The organism is Stenotrophomonas sp. YJH_SMC_21 (genome assembly GCF_059369555.1).
In genome coordinates this window covers 58,848-77,543 of record NZ_JCAFSU010000009.1, presented here as the reverse complement: position 1 = coordinate 77,543, position 18,696 = coordinate 58,848, and the positions used below count along the sequence as shown (strand labels likewise).

Annotated in this window: 14 protein-coding genes; 5 read left to right on the top strand and 9 right to left on the bottom strand. The window is 66.2% G+C overall.

Annotated features, from left to right (window positions below; translation table 11 throughout):
• Window positions 1–47 precede the first annotated feature (47 nt).
• Complete coding sequence (locus AC5P67_RS13340; RefSeq protein ID WP_012480055.1) at window positions 48–662, bottom strand: NUDIX hydrolase; 615 nt, start codon at window positions 660–662, stop codon at window positions 48–50.
• Between the two features lie 133 nt (window positions 663–795).
• Between AC5P67_RS13340 and AC5P67_RS13335 the strand changes: the two genes are divergently transcribed.
• Both AC5P67_RS13335 and AC5P67_RS13330 read left to right on the top strand, forming a co-directional pair.
• Window positions 796–2,271, top strand: a complete 1,476-nt coding sequence (locus AC5P67_RS13335; RefSeq protein WP_005409456.1) for an amino acid permease — start codon at window positions 796–798, stop codon at window positions 2,269–2,271.
• A gap of 82 nt (window positions 2,272–2,353) precedes the next feature.
• The gene (locus tag AC5P67_RS13330) at window positions 2,354–3,781 is read left to right on the top strand and encodes an amino acid permease (RefSeq protein ID WP_060380254.1); all 1,428 of its coding nucleotides are present in this window, start codon (window positions 2,354–2,356) and stop codon (window positions 3,779–3,781) included.
• A 267-nt stretch (window positions 3,782–4,048) separates the two neighbouring features.
• On the opposite strand, the gene AC5P67_RS13325 is transcribed toward AC5P67_RS13330, so the two are convergent.
• Both AC5P67_RS13325 and AC5P67_RS13320 read right to left on the bottom strand, forming a co-directional pair.
• The gene (locus tag AC5P67_RS13325; RefSeq protein WP_495214770.1) at window positions 4,049–4,408 is read right to left on the bottom strand and encodes a hypothetical protein; all 360 of its coding nucleotides are present in this window, start codon (window positions 4,406–4,408) and stop codon (window positions 4,049–4,051) included.
• A gap of 219 nt (window positions 4,409–4,627) precedes the next feature.
• A complete protein-coding gene (locus AC5P67_RS13320) occupies window positions 4,628–5,002 on the bottom strand; it encodes a hypothetical protein (RefSeq protein WP_032957971.1) in 375 nt (124 codons plus the stop codon).
• A 252-nt stretch (window positions 5,003–5,254) separates the two neighbouring features.
• On the opposite strand from AC5P67_RS13320, the gene AC5P67_RS13315 reads away from it, so the two are divergent.
• From AC5P67_RS13315 to mtnC, 3 genes are all read left to right on the top strand, one after another.
• The gene (locus AC5P67_RS13315; protein ID WP_043035629.1) at window positions 5,255–5,896 is read left to right on the top strand and encodes a methylthioribulose 1-phosphate dehydratase; all 642 of its coding nucleotides are present in this window, start codon (window positions 5,255–5,257) and stop codon (window positions 5,894–5,896) included.
• Window positions 5,897–5,987: 91 nt separating this feature from the next.
• On the top strand, window positions 5,988–6,545 hold the full coding sequence (locus AC5P67_RS13310) for a 1,2-dihydroxy-3-keto-5-methylthiopentene dioxygenase (protein WP_005409451.1): 558 nt from the start codon (window positions 5,988–5,990) through the stop codon (window positions 6,543–6,545).
• A gap of 3 nt (window positions 6,546–6,548) precedes the next feature.
• A complete protein-coding gene (mtnC, locus tag AC5P67_RS13305) occupies window positions 6,549–7,244 on the top strand; it encodes an acireductone synthase (RefSeq protein ID WP_115875235.1) in 696 nt (231 codons plus the stop codon).
• A gap of 652 nt (window positions 7,245–7,896) precedes the next feature.
• Here mtnC and AC5P67_RS13300 read toward each other — a convergent pair.
• The 6 genes from AC5P67_RS13300 to AC5P67_RS13275 all read right to left on the bottom strand — a co-directional run bounded on the left by AC5P67_RS13300 (window position 7,897) and on the right by AC5P67_RS13275 (window position 17,817).
• Entirely contained in the window at window positions 7,897–10,515 is a 2,619-nt protein-coding gene (locus tag AC5P67_RS13300; protein WP_495214769.1) for a beta-mannosidase, read from the bottom strand.
• Between the two features lie 90 nt (window positions 10,516–10,605).
• A complete protein-coding gene (locus tag AC5P67_RS13295; protein ID WP_099561859.1) occupies window positions 10,606–11,832 on the bottom strand; it encodes an AGE family epimerase/isomerase in 1,227 nt (408 codons plus the stop codon).
• Entirely contained in the window at window positions 11,829–12,824 is a 996-nt protein-coding gene (locus tag AC5P67_RS13290) for a carbohydrate kinase family protein (protein WP_005409447.1), read from the bottom strand. Before AC5P67_RS13290 ends, AC5P67_RS13295 begins: the two co-directional genes overlap by 4 nt.
• Window positions 12,825–12,831: 7 nt before the next feature.
• The gene (gene fucP / locus AC5P67_RS13285; RefSeq protein ID WP_005409446.1) at window positions 12,832–14,145 is read right to left on the bottom strand and encodes an L-fucose:H+ symporter permease; all 1,314 of its coding nucleotides are present in this window, start codon (window positions 14,143–14,145) and stop codon (window positions 12,832–12,834) included.
• 60 nt (window positions 14,146–14,205) lie between these two features.
• Complete coding sequence (locus AC5P67_RS13280) at window positions 14,206–15,255, bottom strand: LacI family DNA-binding transcriptional regulator (protein ID WP_005413180.1); 1,050 nt, start codon at window positions 15,253–15,255, stop codon at window positions 14,206–14,208.
• Between the two features lie 96 nt (window positions 15,256–15,351).
• Window positions 15,352–17,817, bottom strand: a complete 2,466-nt coding sequence (locus AC5P67_RS13275) for a GH92 family glycosyl hydrolase (protein ID WP_049396130.1) — start codon at window positions 17,815–17,817, stop codon at window positions 15,352–15,354.
• Window positions 17,818–18,696: the final 879 nt, after the last annotated feature.

Genomic DNA, 18,696 nt, shown 5'->3' with positions numbered 1-18,696 from the left:
GGCACATGCGCTATAAACGACTTAATCCCCTCCGTCCCCTTTTTACCTCAACGTGCCAGCCACCGGCGCGCCATGCGCTGCATGGACTCGTCCGATTCCGGATCGGACACGACTTCGGTCACCGGCCGCCATGCCAGGTCAAGTGACTCCTCGCTGAGCACGAAGGCTTCGCCACCCAGCGCGCGGATTACGAAACGCACGTCGTAGTGCCAGTGCCCCGGCACGTCCTTGCGCTCCGGGATCCAGTGCTTGTCCAGATCGAAGATCGCCGGGTCTTCCAGCACCAGGCCGCTCAGGCCCGACTCCTCTTCGGCCTCCTTCAGCGCCACCTGGGCCAGGTCACGGTCGCCGTCGGCGTGGCCGCCCAGCTGCAGCCAGCGTTGCAGCTTGCGGTGGTGGGTCAGCAGCAGGCGCTGGCCATCGGCACTGACCAGCCAGCAGCTGGCGGTGAAGTGGCCGGCCAGGCGCTCGCGGCGGAACGGATCTTCCGGATCGTCCAGCAATGTGCCGAATTCGGCAGCCAGTGCGTCGTGGGCAGGCTCACGGCGGGCATAGTCCCGCAGCAGGCCACGCAAGCGATCGTCAAGCACGGCAAGGGTTTCGGCGGTCTGGCGCATGAATGGGGGCGGTCTGGAAAAATACTGCTCATTATCGCCGTTCATTGTTGCGATTGCGCTTGTGCGTTGGCTTCAGCTTTGGCTAAGGTACAGCGGGCCGTTCGCGCGGCCTTCACCATTCCAGGGTTGCCGGCAACGTATCGGCGGCCCACCCCATCCGATCACTAGGAAGTACTGCATGCTGAAAGCTCTGTTGAGGGTCAAGCCGGTTGAACCGGCCGGGCACGTCGATGCCGGCGAACCCATCGAAGGCAGCCTGGACGGCGAAGCCACGCTGAAACGGACCCTCACGGCTAAACACCTCATCCTGCTTGGCGTGGGTGCGGTGATCGGCGCTGGTATCTTCGTGCTGACCGGCCAGGCCGCGGCCAACCATGCCGGCCCGGCGGTGATGCTTTCGTTCGTGCTGGCCGGTTTCGCCTGTGCCCTGGCGGGCCTGTGCTACGCCGAGTTCGCGGCGATGATGCCGGTCTCCGGCAGTGCCTACTCGTACTCCTACGCCACCCTGGGCGAAGGCATGGCCTGGTTCATCGGCTGGTGCCTGGTGCTGGAGTACCTGTTCGCCTCGGCCTCGGTCGCGGTGGGCTGGTCGGCGTACCTGATCAGCTTCATCACCACCACCTTGCACATGCCGTTCCCGGACCTGCTCAGCGCCGCGCCCATCGCCTGGACCGGCAGCGAGTTCGTCTCCTCCGGCAAGCTGTTCAACCTGCCGGCGGTGCTGATCGTGGCGGCGGTGTCCGGCCTGCTGTACGTGGGCGTGACCCAGTCGGCCTTCGTCAACGCCATCATCGTGGCAATCAAGGTCACCGTCATCTGCCTGTTCATCGGCATCGGCGCGGCCCATATCGACCCGGCCAACTGGCAGCCGTTCATCCCGGAAAACACCGGCGTGCCGGGTGAGTTCGGCTGGAGCGGCATCTTCCGCGCCGCCACCATCGTGTTCTTCGCCTACATCGGCTTCGACGCGGTCTCCACCGCCGCCGGTGAAACCAAGGACCCACAGCGCAACATGCCGATCGGCCTGCTCGGCTCGCTGGCGGTGTGCACGATCGTCTACATCATCGTCTGCGCGGTACTGACCGGCATGATGCCGTACCACCTGCTGGGCACCGACAAGCCGGTGGCCACCGCGCTGGAGCCCTACCCGACCCTGTCCTGGCTGAAGACGTTCGTGGAAATCGGCGCCATCGCCGGCCTGTCCTCGGTGGTGCTGGTGATGATGATGGGCCAGACCCGCATCGCCTACACCATCTCCCGCGACGGCCTGCTGCCGAAGTTCTTCGGCAAGGTCCACGCCCGCTTCCGCACCCCGTACGTCGCCACCATCGTGGTCGGCGTGATCGCTGCCGCGCTGGCCGGCCTGGTGCCGCTGAACGTGCTCGGCGAACTCGTCTCGATGGGGACCCTGCTGGCCTTCGCCACCGTCTGCGTCGGCGTGCTGGTGCTGCGCTATACCAAGCCGGACCTGCACCGCCCGTTCCGCGTGCCGATGGTCTGGATCATCTGCCCGCTCGGCGCTGCCACCTGCCTGTTCCTGTTCTGGCAGGCGTTCGTGGTGCATTGGCACCTGTTCGTTGGCTGGACCCTGCTCGGCCTGCTGATCTACCTGGGCTACGGCATCCGCAACAGCAAGCTTGCCAAGTCGCCCTGATCCGCCTACGGGCCGGCCTCGCGCCGGCCCGTCCGTTTTCCCCGCGCGCCGCCCGTGGCGCGCTTCGACAAGACCACCACACATGTTCAAGCAACTGTGGGCCACCAAGCACCCGCATGCCGCCCATGAAGAGGCCAACGGCCTGAGCCTGCGCCGCCACCTCGGCCCCTGGGGCCTGACTGCCCTCGGTATCGGCGCGGTGATCGGCGGCGGCATCTTCGTCATCACCGGCCAGGCCGCCGCCAACCACGCCGGCCCGGCCATCATGCTGTCGTTCGTACTGGCCGCCATCTGTTGCGCCTTCTGCGCACTGGCCTATGCCGAATTCGCCTCGATGGTGCCGGTCTCCGGCAGCGCCTACACCTACACCTACGCCACCTTCGGCGAGCTCTCGGCCTGGTTCATCGGCTGGATGCTGGTGCTCGAGTACGGCGTCTCCGCCTCGGCGGTCGCGGTCAGCTGGACCGGCTATTTCCTGAGCCTGCTCAGCCAGTTCGACATCCATCTACCGGCGGCGCTGGTCAGCGCCCCACTCGATGCACAGCTGCGCCCCACCGGCGCGATCGCCAACCTGCCGGCCGCTGCGCTGGTACTGCTGCTGACCTGGCTGTGCTACGTCGGCATCAGCAAGTCCTCGGCGATGAACATGGCGATGGTCGTGCTCAAGACCGGCCTGATCCTGCTGGTCATCGTGGTCGGCTGGAAGTATGTGGACACCAGCAACTGGACCCCGTTCATTCCCGCCAACGAAGGGCCTGGCAAGTACGGCATGGAAGGCGTACTGCGTGGCGCGGCGATGGTGTTCTTCGCCTACATCGGCTTCGAAGCGGTGTCGGTGGCGGCGCAGGAATCGAAGAATCCGCAGCGTGACATGCCGTTCGGCATGATGCTGTCGCTGGTGATCTGCACCGTGCTGTACATCGCGATGGCTGCGGTGATGACCGGCCTGGTGCCGTTCCAGCTGCTCGGCACCGACGAGCCGGTGGTGACTGCCGTGGCCGCGCATCCGCAGCTGGGCTGGCTGCGCTGGGTGGTCGAGGTCGGCGCGCTGGTCGGCCTGTCCTCGGTGGTGCTGGTGATGATCATCGGCCAGCCGCGCATCTTCATGATCATGGGTCGCGACGGCCTGCTGCCGCCGGTGTTCACCAGGATCCACCCGAAGTACCGCACTCCGCACATCAACACCGTGATCACCGGCATCGGCATCGCGCTGCTGGCGGCGCTGTTCCCGCTGGACATCCTGGGCGAGCTGACCTCGATGGGCACGCTGATCGCGTTCGCCGCAGTCTGCGCCGGCGTGCTGATCCTGCGCCGTACCCAGCCGGACCTGCCGCGCCCGTTCCGCATGCCGATGGCGTGGCTGATCTGCAGCCTGGGCGTGCTGAGTTGCCTTGCCCTGCTGTCGGCGATGACGATGCACAACTGGATGCTGATGGGGGTGTGGACGTTCGTCGGTTTCGTGATCTATTTCTGCTACGGGTTCCGGCACAGCCGCCTGCGCGCGAAATAAAGGGATTGCAGGGCCTGCGGCCCTGCACCCGCCTTTGAAGCCGGAGCAACGGCAACGGCAACAGCGGGTCTGAGGGTTTGGCGGGGAGGGGCGAGATTGCGGGGGGCGCTGCAAGTACATCCCTGTAAGCTCGGTCGCCGCATCCATGCGGCTCACGCCCCCGCAACCTCACCCCTCCCCACCTTCGACACTCTCCCGGCGCATCCGGTGGATCCACGCCATGCGTGGATGATGGTCATTCCCAGCGACCAGGGCGCCCGACGATGATCATCTGCGGCCAAACCAGATGGTCTTCTGTATCCAGCCTGCGCCGCCCATGCAGCCCATGAAGTGCTCGTGATTCTCCCTGGCGTTGACGTCCACGGTGTGGCGCTCGGTCTTTGGCATCAGCATCTTCTTGTATTTGCCATCCACGTCGCATGTCTCGCCTTCCTTGCAGACCGTCAGCACCTCGGTCTCCTCGGTGCGCTCGACAACGTCCATCTTCTCCGGCCACTTCTCGTTGGCCTCTGCCCTGCAGCGCCACCGCGACTCTTCCAGCGGATCAGCATGATCACTGAAGCGGGCCCATTCGGTCGCACAACCCCTGGTCAACAGCGCAAGCCCCGCAGCCACGGCCAGTCGCATACACGTAGCCATCTCCATCATCCTTCTCGATTTCCGGTCGCTGCACGCGCTCGTACTTTCCGTCCACGTCGTACGTGTTCTTGTCCTGCCCCCTGCTCGTCTCCAGCCTCAACGCCTGAACGGTTCGCAGAGCCACGTCATTCTCCGCTGGCCACTGCTGCCTCGAGTCCGTTGAGCAGCAACCGATCGAGCCGCTGTCGTCCGCCGCGCCGGCCCCGCCTAGCGGCGATTGAACCAGATGAGCTGCTGCTGCCAGCCGGCACCGGCCATGCAGGCATTGAACTCGCTGCTGCGGTCGGACGCGTTGACGTCCACGATGTAACTCTCCTCTTTCGGCATGGGTACCATGTTGTACTTGCCGTCAATGGCGCAGACTTCATCAAGCCTGCAGGGCACCTTGCGGTCTTCGTAGACGGTGCGCGTGGCCACTTCATTCCTGACCGGCCAGTGATCGTCGGCCTGCGCCCTGCAACTCGAATGGGCGGGGCCGAATGACCGCGCACCCGCATCCATCTTCACCCATTCCATCGTGCAGCCACTGCTGGCAAGCATGATGCCAATCGCCCCCATCATCCCCATCGCGCGCGCGATCATCGAAGTACTCCTTTCCTTGGCGCCCGCCGGAACTTCTGCGGCAATCCGATGATGTTTCGCGGCAAGAGGGCTGTCCACGACCGGAATCGCTTCCAGCGGGAGCGCTGCCCTCCCCATTCAGCCAGCGCTGTGCTTGCCTCGATCCAACCCCTGCGCGCCGCCTGCCAGCACACCGCTTCGCGTTGCCCACGCAACAGGCAGGAGGTCGCCGCGCGGGCCCAGCATCGGGCCGGATCACGTAAAATGCCGTCCATGGACACCACCACCTTCCCCTACGACACCGCCCGCCTGGGCGAACTGGCCCAGCTGCTGATCGACAACGTCCGCGAACTGGCCCAGGCCGGCTGGACCCCGGCCACCAGCAGCAACTTCTCCCACCGCCTGGATGACCGCCACGCCGCGATCACCGTCTCGGGCAAGGACAAGGGCCGCCTGATCGAGGACGACATCATGGTGGTGGACTTCGATGGCAAGGCCGTCGGCCGCCCGCTGCGCCCCTCCGCCGAAACCCTGCTGCACACCCAGCTGTACCGCCGCTTCCCGGAAATCGGCTGCGTACTGCACACCCATTCGCCGGTGCAGACCATTGCCTCGCGCCTGTACGCGCCGCAGGGTCATGTGCACCTGGAAGGCTACGAACTGCTGAAGGCCTTCGCCGGCAACAGCACCCACGAGATGGCCATCGACGTACCGGTGTTCGCCAACACCCAGGACATGAACGTGCTTTCGAAGCAGGTCGATGATCTGCTCGACCGCCAGAACCTGTGGGGCTACCTGATCGACGGCCACGGCCTGTACGCCTGGGGCCGTGACATGGCCGAGGCGCGCCGTCATCTGGAAGCCTTCGAATTCCTGTTCCACTGCGAACTGGAACTGCGCAGGCTGCGCGGCTGAACCCGCGCGCAGGTGCAGATGCCGATCCGGAATCTGCACCTCGCCCCACCCTGATACCCTGTCTTCCCCCCGAGACGTTCAAGCTGCCGCCATGAGCCGACTGCGCATCTACGACGACACCCGCCCCGAATCGCCGCTGCTGGACACCCAGGACGGCGCGGTCATCGCTGCCGAACTGCAGAAGATCGGCGTCACCTTCGAGCGCTGGCAGGCCACCGCACCGGTTGCGCCGGGCGCCAGCCAGGAGGAAGTGTTCGCCGCCTACCGCGCGGACATCGACCGCCTGGTCGCCGAGCGCGGCTTCAAGAGCGTGGACGTCGCCTCGATCGCCCCGGACAACCCCAACCGCGCCGAGCTGCGGAAGAAGTTCCTCGACGAGCACTTCCACAAGGAAGACGAGGTGCGCTTCTTCGTCGCAGGCTCCGGCCTGTTCACCCTGCACGTGGGTGACAAGGTCTATGAGATCGAGTGCGTGAAGGACGACCTGATCGCCGTGCCCGATGGCACCACCCACTGGTTCGACATGGGCGATGAACCGAGCTTCGTGGCGATCCGCTTCTTCACCGAGCCGGACGGCTGGGTCGGCCACTTCACCGGCACCGACATCGCGCAGAAGTTTCCCCGCTACGTACCTACCCAGGCGTCCTGATCCATGCAGCCCCGCGTCATCCTGACCGACATCGAAGGCACCACCAGCAGCATCTCGTTCGTCAAGAACGTGCTGTTCCCCTATGCCCGCAAGGCCTTGCCGGCGTTCGTCGCCGAACATGGCCAGCAGCCGGAGGTCCGCCGCTGGCTGGACGCGGTGGCTACCGAGATCGGCAGCGCCTGCCAGGACAGCCTGGTGGCCGAGACCCTGCAGGGCTGGATCGACCAGGACCGCAAACACACCGCACTGAAGGCGCTGCAGGGCCTGATCTGGGATGAAGGCTACCGCCGCGGCGACTACACCGCGCACTTCTACCCGGAAGTGGCGCCGGTGCTGAAAGGCTGGCATGCCGCCGGCCTACCGCTGTACGTGTACTCCTCCGGCTCGGTGCCGGCGCAGAAGCTGTTCTTCGGTTTCAGCGATGCCGGTGACCTCAGCCCGCTGGTGTCGGGCTGGTTCGATACCGAGATCGGTGGCAAGCGCGAGGCCGACAGCTACCGCCGCATCGTGCAGGCGATCGGCGTGCCGGCCGGCGAGATCCTGTTCCTGTCCGATGTGGTGGAGGAATTGGACGCCGCCCGCGAAGCCGGCCTGCAGACCCGCCTGATCGATCGCCTGGATGATTACCCGATGCCGCGCATCGGCCAGGCCGCCAACGGCCACGAGCGGGTCGAGAACTTCCAGCAGATCCAGCTGTAAAGAAGAGATGTGTGCGGACCAACGGTCCGCACCTACCCGTCTCCGCGTCTGGTGGATGCCAACCTTGGTTGGCATGTTCGGTGTGTGCCAACCAAGGTTGGCACCTGCCAATGCGGGATACGCCGCCCTCAACGATCGAGGTGTGCGGACCAACGGTCCGCACCTACCCGTCTCCGCGTCTGGTAGATGCCAACCTTGGTTGGCATGTTCGGGGTGTGCCAACCAAGGTTGGCACCTACCAAAACAGGATGTGCCGCCCTCAACGATCAAGGTGTGCGGACCAACGGTCCGCAGCTGCCCGTCTCCGCTTCTGGTAGATGCCAACCTTGGTTGGCATGTTCGGTGTGTGCCAACCAAGGTTGGCACCTACCAAAACAGGATGTGCCGCCCTCAACGATCGAGGTGTGCGGACCAACGGTCCGCACCTACCCGTCTCCGCTTCTGGTAGATGCCAACTTTGGTTGGCATGTTCGGGGTGTGCCAACCAAGGTTGGCACCTACCAAAACAGGATGTGCCGCCCTCAACGATCGAGGTGGGCGGACCAACGGTCCGCACCTACCCGTCTCCGCTTCTGGTAGATGCCAGCCTTGGTTGGCATGTTCGGGGTGTGCCAACCAAGGTTGGCACCTGCCAATGCGGGATACGCCGCCCTCAACGATCGTTGAGGGTCTTCAGCTTCATTGCTTCGCGCAGGGCAGTCAGGTCCACCGGGCCGCGCACCGCAATGTCCCGGGTCTCGCCCGGCAGCAGGTCCAGCAGGTTGTCTTCGATCTGCACATCCAGCGCGCCGAAATCGATCCACGTCGCGCGCACGTAAGTCGCGCTTTCCAGGCGCAGACGGTAGTGATCGCCTTCGATGGACAAGGTGGCCTTCAGCTTCTGCCGCGGCAACACCTGGTCCTTGGCTTCGACGAATCCGACGATCTGGCGGGCACTGACCGCCCCGTTCTGCAGCAGCTCGAACACGGCCACCGTGCGCTTCGGATCGGCACTGGCCAGCAGCTCGGCATCGCGGAAATCACCAATCGAGGTGACGCCCGCCGCCGTCAACGTCACCGCGTCCTCGCGACGACGCAGCACCTTGCCATCCACATCCATCACCCGCAGCCGCCAGCGTGCATCTGCGGCAGCGCCATCATTGATCAGGCGCACCCGCGTACTACCCTCATCACGCAATGCCGCCAGCGTGACCGGCGCGAAGAAGCGCCGCGCGGCAAAATGCAATGCCTTCCAGCGACCGAAGTAGTCCACGCTGGACCATGAAGCACCCGGCCAGACGTCGTTGAGCTGCCAGTACAGCGAGCCCATGGTGTACGGCCGCGAAGCGCGATGGTGCAACGCGGCCAGCGCGATGCCATCGGCCTGCATCACCTGGCTGAGGTAGACGAAGTCCTCGAAGTCCTTCGGCGTGCCGTAGCCCAGTTCGATGTAGTGCAGCAGGCGGCTGTTGCCCTCGCCGGCCATGAATTTCTGGTGCGCGCGGATCACCGGGCTGTCGATGCGCTGCTCGGCGCGGGTGGCGATCTGGTCCACGGTGGCCAACGGCGGCCATGCCTGCAGGCCGTACTCGGACATGAAGCGCGGCGTCTCGCGCAGGTAAGCCTGCACCGGCAGCGCCGGATTGCCCCAGACCTGCCAGTAGTGCTTGTCGCCACGGGTCGAGTCGTTCGCCTTTTCGTCAAGGTCGTTGCTGGGCGAGCTGGACCAGTACGGCACGCCCAGGCCCTCCTCACTCACTACCTGACGCAGATCATTGCCGAACAGGTCGACATAGCCCTGCCAGACCTTCTCGGCAAACGCCGGGTCGGCCGCCTTCAGGTCGCGGCCGTGGCCCCAGTCCTTCCAGGCGGTTTCTTCCTCGTTGTTGCCACACCACAGCACGATGCTGGGGTGATGGCGCAGCCGGCGCACATTGTCGCGTGCCTCGGCCACCACGCTGGCACGGAAGGCCGGATCGTAGCCCGGCTGCATGCCACCACCGAACATGAAGTCCTGCCAGACCAGCAGGCCCAGTTCGTCGGCGATGTCGAAGAAGGCATCGTCCTCGTAGTAGCCGCCACCCCAGTTGCGCAGCATGTTCATGTTGGCGTCGCGTGCGGCGGTCAGCACCTGGCGCAGGCGCGCGGCATCGACGCGTGCGGGGAAGGCATCGAACGGAATGACGTTGGCGCCCTTTGCGAAGATCTCCACGCCGTTGATGACGAAAGCGAAGCCCTGCCCGCCCTTACCGTCTTCCTCGCGGCGCAGTTCAACCGTGCGCAGGCCGATACGCTGCTCGCGCACCAGCGCTGCATCGGCGCCACCGTCCAGGCGGGCCTGCACGGTGTAGCGGTCCTGTGCACCGTGGCCGACCGGCCACCAGCGCTGCGGCTTGGCCAGTTCGACCGGTACTTCGACAGCGTTCTGGCCGGGCTTCAGCAGCACCGTGCGCTGCACCTGGGCCACGCTGCGACCCTGCGGATCGCGCACATCGAGATGGACCACCGCAGAACCGGCAGCGTTACCCTGCTCCACCTGCAGCAATACCGCCAGCCTCGCCTGCTCCGCGCTCAACGCATCGGTACGCACGGCAAGATCGGTCAGGCGGTGCGCATCCCAGGCCTGCAGGTCGACCCCGCGCCACAGGCCGGCGGTGACATAGCGCGGGCCCCAGTCCCAGCCGAAATGGTAGGCCGGCTTGCGCGCGAAGTTGCCGACCATCGCTTCCTTCGGCTCATCGCCATACGGCGACGGGTAATTGCCAGCGATCTTGTGCGGCATCGCCTGCACACCCGGCAACAGCGTGCGGATCGGTGAGCGGAACACGATCTGCAGTTCATTGCCGCTCGCGCGCAGGCGCCCTTCCACGCGCGCACGCCAGGTGCGGTGCGCATTGTCCGCGCGCAGCAGCGGCCTGCCGTTGAGGCTGACTTCGGCATAGGTATCCAGCCCATCGAAGCGCAGCTCGGCATTGGGCTTGGCCAGTGTCGCCGCATCCACGTCGAAGCGGGCGCGGTACTCCCAGGCAGCCAGCCCGATCCATTGCAGCTCTGCCTCAGGCGCACCGACGTACGGATCGCGGATCAGCGCGTGGGCGAGCAGGTCGGTGTGCACGCTGCCCGGCACCTTCGCCGCACGCCACTGCTGCAGGCCCGGGTGGGCGGCGCCCTGCGCATCGCCGGGCAGCATGCGGAATTCCCATCGCGCCTGCAGCGGGGCTGCAGTTGCCGGGAAGGCGGAGACTGCGATCAGCAGCAGGAGCAGACGGACAACGAGGGAAAGACGATGCACGCGGAGCTCCTGTTTTCCGCCGGGCGTCGCCCGGCGCTACCGATTCCGGATTGCCAGGCATGGCCTGGCACTACTGCATTCAAACGATCTTCAACGCACCACGTTCAACACTTCGTAGCACGCACCCATGGTGTGGTAATCCACCTTGCCGGCCGGGCTCTTCTCGTCGCTGTACTTGCGGTTGTCGGCATCGAGGATGCGGAACCAGGCGCCGTACTGATGGTCGACGAAGTGCTCCCACGAGTACGCCCAGATGCGCTCGTACCACTGCCAGTAGCGGTCATCACCGGTGCACTTGGCCATCAGTGCGGCGGTGGCCAGCGTTTCGGCCTGCACCCAGAAATACTTGTCGTCGTCGCAGACGAAGCTGTCGCCGCCGATCGGGGCACCGTCCATGCCCGCCTGTCGGCGCGTTTCCGGTGCGAAACCGTAGTACAAGCCACCGCGCGCCTCGTCCCAGCTGCGCGCCACAGCCACATCGAACAGATGCTGCGCGGTCGGCACCAGCCAGTCGGCCTGCACGTGGCGATCGAGGATCAGCAACAGCTTGGCCCATTCGGTCTGGTGGCCGGGCTGGAAGCCCCACGGGCGGAACAGGTGCTTGGGGTCGTCCAGGTTGTAGTCCCAGTCGATCTCCCAGTTCTCATCGTAGTGCTCCCAGACCAGCCCGCCGGCCTTGGCCGCCTGGCGGCGGGTCATGTTGTCGGCCAGCTGCAGCGCACGCTCGACATAGCGCTGCTCACCACTGGCCTCGAACGCCGCCAGCATCGCCTCGCACATGTGCATGTTGGCGTTCTGGCCGCGATAGCCGGTGAAGTTCCACTGGCCATCGGCCTCGTCCTTGTACAGGCCGTGCTGTGGCTCCCAGAAGCGCGCTTCCAGCAGCTGCCAGGTTTCGTCCATCCACTCGCGGGCCTGCTCGACACCGGCCTTCAGCGCGCAACTGTAGGCCAGCAGCACGAACGCCACGCCGTAGCAGTGGTTCATGTCGTCCTCGACCTTGCCATCACGCAGGGTCCAGGCGTAGCCACCGGTGGCCGGGTTGCGGTGCACCTCGCGCAGGTAGCGCACGCCGTGCTCGACCGCCTCGCGGTACTCGGCATTGCCGAATTCGCGGTAGGCCATCGCGTAGTTGAAGACGAAGCGCGTGCTGCTCACCAGGTGGCGGTGGCTGGCATCGTAGACGCTGCCGTCATCCCGGAAGTAGTGAAAGAAGCCGCCGTCCGGATCGATGCAGCGCGGATGGTAGAACGCCATGGTATCGGCGATGTGCGCGCGCAGGAACGCGGGCGAACGGAAATCGGGCGAGGTGCTCATGCGGTAATGTCCTGTGCCTGCAGCAGCTGCTGCACTTCATCGAGCGAGGGCATTGCGGCGAACGCGCCCTTGCGGGTAACAGCCAGCGCCCCCACGGCGGCGCCGAAACGCAGCGTGGCGGTGATCGCCTCCGGGTCCTGGCAGAACGCAGCGAAACCAGCGCCCGCCCCACCGCGCTCCAGCAGGCCGACCAGCACGCCGCCGACGAAGGCATCGCCAGCAGCCGTGGTGTCGACCGTGGCCACGCGGAAACTGGTGACCGTGCCGTGGTTGTCGCGGGTGTACCAGTGCAGCGTGGCAGCACCGTCGGTGACGATGACCCAGCGCGCCTGCGCGGCCAGCAGGCGCCGCAGCACCGTCGCCTCGCCGTCACTGCCCAGCGGCGCGGCCAGGTAGTCCAGTTCCTCGCGCGACAGCTTCACCAGATCGGCGCGTTCCAGCGCCTGCCACAGGCGCGGCGTCGGATCCTCGTTCGCCGGCCACAGCGCGGGACGCAGGTTCAGATCGAGGCTGACCACCGCGCCGGCCGCACGTGCACGGTCCATGCCGGCAAAGGTCGCCTCGGCGATGCCCGGCTCGGTCAGGCTGTTGGAGCAGACGTGGAAGCACTGCGCGCTGTCGAGGCAGGCGGCCTGGAAATCGCTGTCACGGAACAGCAGGTCTGCCGCTGGCGGGCGGTAGAAGCTGAAGCTGCGCTCGCCACTGGCGTCGAGGGCGACGAAGGCCAGCGCAGTCTTCGCCGCATCGGTACGCACGATGTAATCCGTGCCCACGCCGTGCTCGACCAGGCTGTCGGCCAGGAAGTCACCGAACATGTCACGGCCGAGCATGCCGACGAACTGGGTCTTCGCACCCAGCCGCGCAGCGGCCACGGCAACGTTGGCCGGCGCCCCGCCGGCGTACTGCAGGAACGCCCGCGGCGTATCGGCCGAGGCCGGCGGCTGCGCTAGTAGATCGATCAAAATTTCGCCGAAGCAAACGATGGAACCCATTCCGGACTCAGCCTCCCTGCGTTGCGGAAGCCGGCGTACGTGCGCCGACCAGTCCGTAGAAAATGATGTAGCCGTAGCACAGCAGCGGCAGGATGAAGCTGGCCTGCACACCGATGTGGTCGGCCAGCACGCCCTGCAGGTACGGCACCACCGCACCGCCGACGATGGCCATGATCAGCAGGCTGGAACCCTTGTTGGTCAGCGGGCCCAGGCGCTCGATGCTCAGCGCGAAGATGGTCGGGAACATGATCGAATTGAACAGGCCGATCGCCACCACCGAGTACAGCGCGATGTTGCCGGAGGTCAGCATGGTCGTGACCAGCAGCCCCACGTTGACCAGCGCGAAGATCGCCAGCAGGCGGCTGGGCGAGAAGCGCGCCAGCAGCGCCGAGCCGGCGAAGCGGCCGATCATCGCCATCGTCCAGTAGGCCGACACGTAATGCGTGGCTTCCTGCTCGCTGAAGCCGCCGATGTTGGGCATCGACAGGTAGTTGACCAGGAAGCTGCCGATCGAAACTTCGGCACCGACGTAGAAGAAGATGCCCAGCACACCCAGCAGCAGGTGGCGCTTGCGCAGCGCATCCAGGTAGCTGTGGTGGTGGCCCTGGTCGGCCTGCTCGGTGGCGTCGCTCAGTGCCGGCAGGCGGAACAGGTATACGAACAGCGCCAGCAGCACCAGCGCAACGGCCAGCCCCACGTACGGGCCCTGCACGGCCTGCGCCTCGGCGGCACGGTAGGCCAGCTGTTCGGCGGCCGGCAGTGCCGCGATGTCATCGGCACTCTTCACCGTGTTGGACAGGATCAGCATGCCGCCGAAGATCGGGGCGATGGCCGTGCCCAGCGAGTTCAGTGCCTGCGCCAGGGTCAGGCGACTGGAGCTGGTCTGCTCCGGGCCCAGCAGCGCGACGTAGGGATTCGCAGCAACCTGAAGCACGGTGATGCCGGTGGCCAGAACGAACAGTGCGCCCAGGAAGGCGCCATACACGCGCAGCTCGGCCGCCGGCCAGAAGCCCAGCGCACCGATACCGGCAATCACCAGGCCGGCCACGATGCCCTTCTTGTAGCCCAGCGCCGCCACCAGCCGACCCGCCGGCAGCGACATCAGGAAATAGGTGCCGAAGAAGGTGAACTGCACCAGCATCGCCTTGGCGTAGTTCAGCTCGAACACCGCCTTCAGGTGCGGGATCAGGATGTCATTGAGGCAGGTCAGGAAGCCCCACATGAAGAAGATCGTGGTGACCACGGCCAGCGCCTTGCCGTTGGTGACGGCAGGTGCGTTGCCCGAAGATCCCGTTGGACGGGGCGTTGCGGAGATCGGCATGCGGTACGCGCCTCGATGCGCGGAAGGTCGTTGTTGCGTGGAAGGGGGGTATGGAATAAATCAGTTCGGTCGTGCGGCACTGCTTTCGCGGATGCGCAACTGCACCGGCGCGACCGTGCGCCGTGGCGGCGCGTCCGGTTCGTCCAGTCGTTGCAGCAGCAGCGCCGCAGCTTGCCGGCCCCGCTCGCGCGGATCGGCGGTGAGCGTGGTCAACGGCGGCACCGCCACCGCAGCCTCGGAAATATCGTCGAAGCCGGTAACGGCAAAGTCACCGCCCGGACGGATGCCCCGTGAATTCAAGCCCAGCATCAGGCCCAGCGCGACGGTGTCGTTGTAGCAGACCGCCGCACTCGGCCGATGGCCATCGGCAAACAGCTCATCGGTGCGCGCTGCCGCTTCCAGGCGGTTCGGCGCCGACTCGATCATCCAACCCGGCGGCAGCGACAGCCCGGCCTCGGCCAGCGCCTGCTGGAACCCGGCGCGGCGCTGGTGGCAGGAACTGGATGCGGCGTGGCCGCCGAAGAAGGCGATCTGGCGATGGCCGCGCTCGATCAGGTGACGCGTGGCCAGATAGGCGCCGTGCTGGTTGTCCAGGGTCAGGAAGTCCCAGTCGGCCCCTTCCAGTTCGCGGTTGAACAGCAGCACGTTGGCATTGGCACCCAGTGCCTGTCGCAACTGCACGGTATCGCTGCCCTCGGCCGGCGACAGGATCAGGCCGGCCGGGGTGTGCTCCATCAACGTGGACAGCACCGCCTGCTGGCGCTCCGGCGATTCGCCAGTGCTGCCGAGCAGGGTCACGTAACCGCGTCCGCCCAGCGCCTCGTCCACGCCGGACGCGAATTCGGCGAAGAACGGGTTGGAAAGATCGTTGATCACCAGCGCGATGCTCGACGAGGTACGTCGGCGCAGGTTGGCGGCAGCGCGGTTGTAGACATAGCGCTGCCGGCGCAGCTCGGCCTCGACCTTGGCACGGGTATCGACGTTGACCAGCGGGCTGCCGCGCAACACCAGCGACACGGTCGCCCGTGACACGCCAATGGCACGCGCGATGTCGGTCACCGTCACTGCCTTGCCGGCGCGCTTGCTGGGACTGCTGCCGTTGTCGTTCATCGTCTTCCCGGACTCCGCTGGAGGCTCAAGCCTAATGGATCAGGGCCGTGTCGTGCCGTGCCGTTCGCTGGGTCACCGCGAACGGCACAGTCCGGCTCAGCGCAGCTGGCTACCCGGTGCCGCGCACCAGGACACCGGCAGGTCCTTCACCGCCGTACCCCAGCCCTGCTCCGGGGCCTTCGCGTCAAGCGCGAACTGCAGGCGCGGGCCCTGCTGCAGCTGGTTCCAGTCCAGCCAGACCGGCGCATGCGCCTGGCCATCGACCTGCACGCCCTGAACGTACTGCAGGCGGCGGCCATCGGCACCCGGCGCGTCGATGCGCAGCGTCCGGCCATTGCCCATGTCCAGTTCCACCTTGCTGAAGCGCGGGGTGTGCAGCAGGAACTGGCCGCTGCCCGGCACCGCCGGATACACGCCGATGGCGCTGAAGAGATACCAGGCCGACATCGTGCCGAGGTCGTCGTTGCCGGTCACGCCATTGGGCGCATTGGTGAACAACTGCTGCGCGGCACGCACCACGGCCGCGGTCTTCCACGGCTGGCCGATCAGCGTGTACAGCCACGGCGAGTGCAGGTCAGGCTCGTTGTTCGGGTTGTAGCGGAACTGGTTGTAGTAGCTGTACGGCCCGACCACCCACTCCTTGCGGGCGGCATTGAGCGGATCGGCCTGCAGCGCGTCCATGGCGAAGAACGCGTCGAGGCGGCGGCCGGCCTGTTCGCGGCCCTGCATCGCTTCGACCAGCCCCGGCACGTCCTGCTGCGCCAGCCACTGGTACTGCCACGCCGTGCCCTCATGGAAACCGTGGTGCGAGCGCGGGCTGTAGTGGCCATCGGCCGGGGTGTACCACTGGCCGTCCTCGGTGCGCGGGCGCGGGAAACCGGTAAAGCCGGTCTCGGCGTCGCGCACCTGCGGGTCCCACACCTTGCGCCAGTTGCGGCCGCGCTCACGCAGCGTCGCCGCGTCCTGCGCATGGCCGAGGCCATCGGCCATCTGCGAAAGCGCACAGTCGGCCAGTGCGTATTCCAAGGTAGCCGAACCGCCGTGGTGCGGATCGACGTCCATGCCCTTGGACGGGAACGCGCGGTCGTAGACCACATAGCCCTTGTCCAGGTAGGTCGGGTTGCCGGAACGGCCGGCCATGCGTGAGTTCAGCGGCGGCGTGCCGAAGGCATTGCGGCGCAGCGCATCCCAGGCCTGCGATTCACGGCCCTTGAGCGCACCGAAGCGCCACAGGTCGACCATGAACGGGGTGACCGGATCGCCGGTCATGATGTTGGTCTCGAAGTTGGCATAGCCCCAGCGCGGCAGCCAGCCGCCCTGCTCGTCGATCGCCAGCAGGGTACGGCCGATGTCGCGCGCCACGTCCGGGCGGGTCAGTGCCAGCCACTGGTTCTGCGCGCGGTAGGTATCCCACAGCGAGAAGTACTCGTAGTAGGTCCAGCCATCGGCACGGTGGATGCCATCGTCATAGCCGCGGTAGCGGCCGTCGGCGTCGTTGCCGGTCATCGGCTGCAGCAGCGCGTGGTAGACCGCGCTGTAGAACACAGCGCGGTCGTCGGCGGTGCCGCCCTGCACGCGCACCCGGCCCAGCTGCTCGCGCCACGACTGCTGGGACAGCGCCCGCATCCGATCGAAACCGAGCAGCGCGCCGCCCTGCATGCCTTCCGCGCGCAGGTTGATGCGCGCGCCTTCGGCATCCACATGCGATATCGCGCTGATCGCCGTTACCGACTGGCCCTTGGCGAGGTCGAAGCTGAGCCAGGCACCATTCGGCTTCTGTTCGCCTTCCATGCTGTGGCGCGCACCCGGCAGGCCGCCGCCCTCGCCCCAGGTGCCATGCGCCTTGAACGGGCGGTCGAACTCGATGCGGAACCAGGTGGTGTACTGATGGCCGCCGCAGAAACTCTTGGTCACCAGCTTGCCCTCGACCACGCGGTCGCCGACCACATCGACCACGCTGCCGATCACCGAGTGGCGTTCGTTGGCCTGGCCGACGTTGACCAGCACGTGGCCCTCGCCCTGGCGCTGGCTGAAGGTGTAGCGCTCGGCCGCGGCACGTGTACGCGCGGTGGCCTCGGCATCGATGCCGCCGTAGCTGGTCAGGCGCACCTTGTAATAGCCGGCCTGGCCGATCTCGCCGTCATGCGTGTACGAAGCGGCATAGGTCTTGTGGTTGAAGTTCTTGGCATCAGCAGTATCGAAATCGCCGCCCGGACCGATGCTGCCGGTGACCGGCAGGATCGACACCTGCCCGCCCTGCTCCCAGCAACCGGCGCCGGAGATGAAGGAGTGGCCGAAACCGCGGATCTTCTCGTCGTCGTAGCGCCAGCCCGAATAGTGGCTGCCGATCGGGCTGACCTGGATCAGGCCGAACGGTGCCGATGCGCCGGGGAAGGTATTGCCGTCGTCCTTGCTGCCGATGAAGGTGTTGACCTCGCGCTCCAGCGCCGCCGGTGCGGCTTGCAGCAGCATCGGCATGGCCGAAAGCGCCAGCAGACAGGCCAGGCGCGCCAGCGGGCGGGAGGACAATGGGACGGCGGGAGCGGACGGCACTGGACGCATGTCGGGTTCCTGTAGTCGATGACGCGGAGGCAGACGGCCGGGGCCGTCCGGCACCGTTCCGCTGAGCCCTGCCCTGACCTGCAGAGAGCTCCCCCTGGAATGACGCCCGACCCACCAGACCGTGGATTTAGATCGATTCAAGTAGAGCATGCGGATTCAGCCGAATGCATTCTGCGGCGCAGCATGAGAGGGGGTGTTCGGCAGGGCTGCGCCCTGCACCTGCCGAAGCCGAAGCAACAGCAAAAGCCGACTATCCGTGGGATGGCGGGGTGGGTCCGGTTGCGGGGGACGCCGTAAACCCGTCCCTGGGGCTTGGCCGCGGCATCCATGCCGCGGACACCCCCGCAACCGGACCCACCCCGCCTTCGACAGATTTCCGCGATCTGTAGATCCACGCCATGCGTGGATGAATCTCTGTCGGATATCGAAATCGATTGGGGTCAGATCCGTTTTCCAAAGGAAAACGGATCTGACCCCAGGACCCCATGTAGTTCCAGGATCAGTCCAACCGTCACCGGGAAACTGTCAAAGGTGGGGCGATGTGGGCTGGCAGGACCGTTGGCGCCATGGATGGCGCCATCGAGCCCCCAGGGGTGAGGGCGCTTTGCTTGCGAAGCACTGCTTCGCAAGCGCCCGAACGCACAGCCGCCAGCGGCTGGGCCGGACCCCGGAAGGGGGGTTTACGGCGTGTCCTGCCAGCCCACACCGCCCCACCAAACCAGCAGAAAACCAGAGCCGCTTTGGCTTTGGGTTGTTGCCGGCCAGCGGCCGGCACACCGCGGGTGCAGGGCGCAGCCCTGCCGACCCACCCTCCCCTGCGCACGAAAACGATTTCACTGTTTTCAGCAAACCGTCATCCCTTCGCCACGCCAGTACCAT

Coding starts and splice junctions, on each gene's coding strand:
- AC5P67_RS13340 (WP_012480055.1), bottom strand. CDS start 662: ATGAACGGCGATAATGAGCAGTATTTTTCCAGACCGCCCCCATTCATG.
- AC5P67_RS13335 (WP_005409456.1), top strand. CDS start 796: ATGCTGAAAGCTCTGTTGAGGGTCAAGCCGGTTGAACCGGCCGGGCAC.
- AC5P67_RS13330 (WP_060380254.1), top strand. CDS start 2,354: ATGTTCAAGCAACTGTGGGCCACCAAGCACCCGCATGCCGCCCATGAA.
- AC5P67_RS13325 (WP_495214770.1), bottom strand. CDS start 4,408: ATGCGACTGGCCGTGGCTGCGGGGCTTGCGCTGTTGACCAGGGGTTGT.
- AC5P67_RS13320 (WP_032957971.1), bottom strand. CDS start 5,002: ATGATCGCGCGCGCGATGGGGATGATGGGGGCGATTGGCATCATGCTT.
- AC5P67_RS13315 (WP_043035629.1), top strand. CDS start 5,255: ATGGACACCACCACCTTCCCCTACGACACCGCCCGCCTGGGCGAACTG.
- AC5P67_RS13310 (WP_005409451.1), top strand. CDS start 5,988: ATGAGCCGACTGCGCATCTACGACGACACCCGCCCCGAATCGCCGCTG.
- mtnC (WP_115875235.1), top strand. CDS start 6,549: ATGCAGCCCCGCGTCATCCTGACCGACATCGAAGGCACCACCAGCAGC.
- AC5P67_RS13295 (WP_099561859.1), bottom strand. CDS start 11,832: ATGAGCACCTCGCCCGATTTCCGTTCGCCCGCGTTCCTGCGCGCGCAC.
- AC5P67_RS13290 (WP_005409447.1), bottom strand. CDS start 12,824: ATGGGTTCCATCGTTTGCTTCGGCGAAATTTTGATCGATCTACTAGCG.
- fucP (WP_005409446.1), bottom strand. CDS start 14,145: ATGCCGATCTCCGCAACGCCCCGTCCAACGGGATCTTCGGGCAACGCA.
- AC5P67_RS13280 (WP_005413180.1), bottom strand. CDS start 15,255: ATGAACGACAACGGCAGCAGTCCCAGCAAGCGCGCCGGCAAGGCAGTG.
- AC5P67_RS13275 (WP_049396130.1), bottom strand. CDS start 17,817: ATGCGTCCAGTGCCGTCCGCTCCCGCCGTCCCATTGTCCTCCCGCCCG.